Source organism: Pseudomonas peli (assembly GCF_050563605.1).
GTDB classification, from domain to species: Bacteria; Pseudomonadota; Gammaproteobacteria; order Pseudomonadales; family Pseudomonadaceae; genus Aquipseudomonas; species Aquipseudomonas peli_A.
This window is the reverse complement of the sequence record NZ_JBNXUH010000099.1, coordinates 1-297: the sequence shown is the minus strand read 5'-3', so window position 1 is coordinate 297 and position 297 is coordinate 1. Positions and strand designations below refer to the sequence as shown.

The following is a 297-nucleotide window of genomic DNA, read 5'->3' as shown; positions in this document are numbered from 1 at the left end:
GCTCGGTACTGACCAACAAGTACGCCGAAGGCTATCCGGGCAAGCGTTATTACGGCGGTTKCGSATAAGKCGACATCGTCGAGCAACACGSCMTCCGTCTCTTTTAMACAWCTCCSCGCCCMCCRGAAGAAMAGAGSGATATCGTRTGCCGGCTTNGTACTGACCAACAAGTACGCCGAAGGCTATCCGGGCAAGCGTTATTACGGCGGTTGCGAATACGTCGACATCGTCGAGCAACTGGCCATCGACCGCGCCAAGCAGCTGTTCGGTGCCGGCTACGGCACCCTGGGCTACGGC

1 protein-coding gene and 1 pseudogene are annotated in these 297 nt (G+C 58.7%); both read left to right on the top strand.

What is annotated here, in order from left to right:
* Nucleotides 1–68 (top strand): hypothetical protein (locus ACQ4LH_RS21185; RefSeq protein WP_430698973.1); only part of this gene is annotated, 68 nt, incomplete at its 5' end.
* Nucleotides 69–138: 70 nt separating this feature from the next.
* Nucleotides 139–297 (top strand): annotated as a pseudogene (glyA, locus tag ACQ4LH_RS21180) (serine hydroxymethyltransferase); the annotation flags it as partial.